The 3,655-nt window shown below is 45.7% G+C and carries 2 protein-coding genes; both read left to right on the top strand.

Translation table 11 applies throughout. The features are described 5' to 3' along the window. The first annotated feature begins 286 nt into the window (after window positions 1–286). Window positions 287–2,380 carry an alpha-L-fucosidase gene (locus WBM98_RS14480; RefSeq protein WP_424366737.1) on the top strand — a complete coding sequence of 698 codons (2,094 nt, stop codon included), beginning with the start codon at window positions 287–289 and terminating at the stop codon, window positions 2,378–2,380. Window positions 2,381–2,398: 18 nt separating this feature from the next. Then, on the top strand, window positions 2,399–3,406 hold the full coding sequence (locus WBM98_RS14475; protein WP_424366736.1) for a metallophosphoesterase family protein: 1,008 nt from the start codon (window positions 2,399–2,401) through the stop codon (window positions 3,404–3,406). Window positions 3,407–3,655 lie beyond the last annotated feature (249 nt).

The following is a 3,655-nucleotide window of genomic DNA, read 5'->3' as shown; positions in this document are numbered from 1 at the left end:
GCATGGTCAGGGCCGGAAGGGTTGAATTTATGGATGTTTATACAATATGGAATGTGGCACGGGTGGTGAAAATCAAAAAAGCTCCTTCCCTTGATTAGGGAAGGTGGCCCTGACAGTATCGTCAGGGCCGGAAGGGTAGAAAAATGTCTAGAAGAATACATAAATCCACGAGGAGAGCTTTAGAGGGGAACCAATTATAAGCTCCTTCCCTCGGTCAAGGGAAGGTGGCCCTGACGGCAACGTAAAGGTCGGAAGGGATTGGAATATAAGGTACAAAATAGTGAATATGGAAAAATTTCGACTGGTAATTATAGTGCTTTTGGTCTTCCTGCAAGCATGCAATAAGACAGCATCGCTTGCACCTATTGGCCCTCTACCTTCAGACCGGCAATTGGCATGGCATGAACTGGAATATTATGCTTTTGTACATTTTAACATGAATACCTTCACCAATATGGAGTGGGGTACCGGGGGCGAAAAACCGGAGCAGTTCAATCCCACGAATCTCGATACGCGACAATGGGCGAAAGTGGCCAAGGACGCAGGGATGAAAGGTATTATCCTAACCGCCAAACACCACGATGGCTTTTGTCTTTGGCCCACCAAGACCACGGAGCACTCCGTAAAAAATTCGCCTTGGAAAGAAGGCAAAGGCGACGTACTTAAAGATCTTTCAGAAGCCTGTAAGGAATACGGACTCAAATTTGGGGTATATCTTTCCCCTTGGGACAGAAACCATACCGATTATGGCAGACCAGAATACGTGTCCGTCTTTCATGAACAACTGAGGGAATTATTGACCAATTATGGGGAAGTTTTTGAGGTCTGGTTCGATGGGGCCAACGGGGGGTCTGGGTATTATGGGGGAGCCAATGAAACCCGTAAAATCAACAACCAGATCTATTACGAATGGGATACGGCTGTCGATATTGTTCGTGAATTGCAACCCAATGCCGTGATTTTTAGTGATGGGGGTCCTGATATACGGTGGGTAGGTAATGAGGAAGGATGGGCCAACGAGACCAATTGGAGCATCATGCGTAGGAATGAAATCTATCCGGGATGGCCACGTTATGTGGAGTTGCGTTCGGGCCATGAAGATGGCACCCATTGGTTACCGGCCGAGGTCGATGTTTCCATTCGCCCAGGATGGTACTACCATCCCGGTGAGGACCATCAAGTAAAGTCCCTGCCCCGGTTATTGGATATTTATTACCACTCCGTGGGTAGAAATGCATCCCTACTCTTGAACCTTCCGGTCGATAATCGTGGGTTGGTACATGAAAGCGATGTAGCACAATTAATGGCCTTACGAAAACAGTTGGATCTTGATTTTGGGACCGAGCTGGCCCAAGGCCTAAAAGTATCGGCTACGAACGAACGCCCTGATCATTTGGCATACAAAGCAACCAATGTCAACGATGGGAACCCAGCGACGTATTGGGCCACTAGTGATACGGTAACTAGAGCCTCCTTGGTCTTTGAATTCGAAGCCCCTACCGAGGTAAATCGAATCCTGTTGCAGGAATACATCCCCTTGGGCCAACGCATAAAGAATTTTATCATTTCCGCCGAAATCGATGGCAAGTGGTATGAGATCGATGGACAATCCACCATAGGCTACAAACGTATCCTTAGATTTGAGACGGTCAAGGCCGACAAGATCAAGGTACAGATCATGGATGCCAAGGGTCCTATTGCACTATCGAACATCGAGATGTATAGGGCACCCAATCTCTTGACAATACCGGTTATCAAAAGATCTCGGGAAGGCATGGTCAGTTTGTCAGTGCCGGATAAAGAAGTGGAGGTCTATTACACCTTGGATGGGAGCGAACCATCAACTTCCTCAATAAAATATGAAGGACCTTTTCGGGTCAAGACCCCCACAATAGTAAAATGTTTCGCCTACGACGCTAAGACAACGGCAAGGACGGAGGTGACGACAAAGGAGTTTGACATCTCCAAAACGAATTGGAAAATTGTATACACGACTACGGGGAATATGATCGAGGCCAAGAAATTGATCGATGATAACCCCGACACCTTTTGGGCTACGGATAGGGGAGTGACCACCATACAGGAAGTGGTCATCGACCTGGGCAAGACCTATTCCCTTGCAGGGTTTACGTATTGGCCCATACAGGAGCGCTATCCCTTTGGAATCATCACCAATTATGAGTTTTATGTAAGTACGGATAATAGCAAGTGGGAACGGGTCGTCCGGGGCGAATTCGCCAATATCGTCAACAGCCGTTTGGAACAAAAAATATTGTTTAAGCCGACCAAAGGCCGATATATAAAATTAAGGGGCATCAAAGTGGCCGGGGAGGATTATCACACTACTTTTGGGGAGATTGGGGTCATCACAAAAAATTGAATAGAAGTATAGTTTGGTATGAAACGAAGGGAATTTATTAATCGATTGGGAATTGGGGCATCGTTGGCCGTATGGCCTACCACGTTGCTCTCCTTTACCCCTTCAAGTATAGCCCAAGATACGGGCAAGGTATTGAATTTTGGGATTATGGCCGATGTCCATAAGGACCTCATGCCCGATGCCGATACGCGGTTAAAAGGCTTTATATCCGAAGCCAATCATAGAAAGGTCGATTTCATCATCCAATTGGGGGATTTCTGTATGGCCGATAAGAAGAACAAGGACTTTCTGCAGATATGGAACACCTACAAAGGACCGAAATACCATGTGTTGGGCAACCATTATATGGACCGCAATTCTAAAGCGGAAATGCTCGATTTCTGGGGAATGCCCAAAACCTATTATTCCTATGATGTTGAAGGATTCCATTTTATCGTATTGGATGCCAATTTTTTATATGAAGATGGCAAATTCATCGATTATGAAAGGTCCAATTTTTATGTAGATAGTAGTCTCCGAACCTTTATCAATGACGAACAGATCGAATGGTTCAAAGCCGATTTGGAAGCCACCGGGTTACCCACCATTGTCTTTTCGCACCAAAGCCTTTGGCACTACCAATGGGGCGTCAAAAATCGTTTGACGGTGCAAAAAATCATGGAAGCCCACAAAAGCAAGGTGGTCTGTTGTATGAATGGGCACGACCATATCGATTATCATCATCATCAAAATGGGATTGATTATATAGAGATAAACAGTATGTCGTACCAATGGATGGAGGACAAATATAATAACACAGCCCGCTACCCCAAGGATATGTATGCATCCTACAAATGGTTACCCAATTTAGCGACTTATAAAGATCCCTTGTATGCCTTTGCCAGCCTAGATCCCAAAGGGAGCATGATGATAAAAGGGGTCCAAAGCGAATGGGTAACCCCATCGCCCTTTGCGTTGGGAATGCCCAAGGGCATCTTGGGGGCTGAATACTCCGCCCGTATTTCGGATTATGATTTAAAGTTTTGATATCGAGGGAAGGAAATGAAGCTGTCTTAAAAGTCCTATGCTCCGTCATTGCGAGGTACGAAGCCTGCCCTGCCGATCGGGCCGGCAATCTCCAAGTTTTTGGTAAACATGAAAAAGTAATACTATGCGTGATTGTATAAAAGCAGAAACGACTGTCAGTTCGAGTGGTTTTTCCTTGAAGTGAAGCGAAGAGGAAAAATTGCCAGTCCGCCAAAAGGAGGATATCGAGAACATTTGGTACAAGAATAC

This window comes from Maribacter sp., from assembly GCF_049667165.1.
In the GTDB taxonomy this organism is placed as follows: domain Bacteria; phylum Bacteroidota; class Bacteroidia; order Flavobacteriales; family Flavobacteriaceae; genus Maribacter_A.
Note: the sequence above shows the minus strand (reverse complement) of the source record. Positions and strands in the feature narration are given on the sequence as shown.

Coding starts and splice junctions, on each gene's coding strand:
- WBM98_RS14480 (WP_424366737.1), top strand. CDS start 287: ATGGAAAAATTTCGACTGGTAATTATAGTGCTTTTGGTCTTCCTGCAA.
- WBM98_RS14475 (WP_424366736.1), top strand. CDS start 2,399: ATGAAACGAAGGGAATTTATTAATCGATTGGGAATTGGGGCATCGTTG.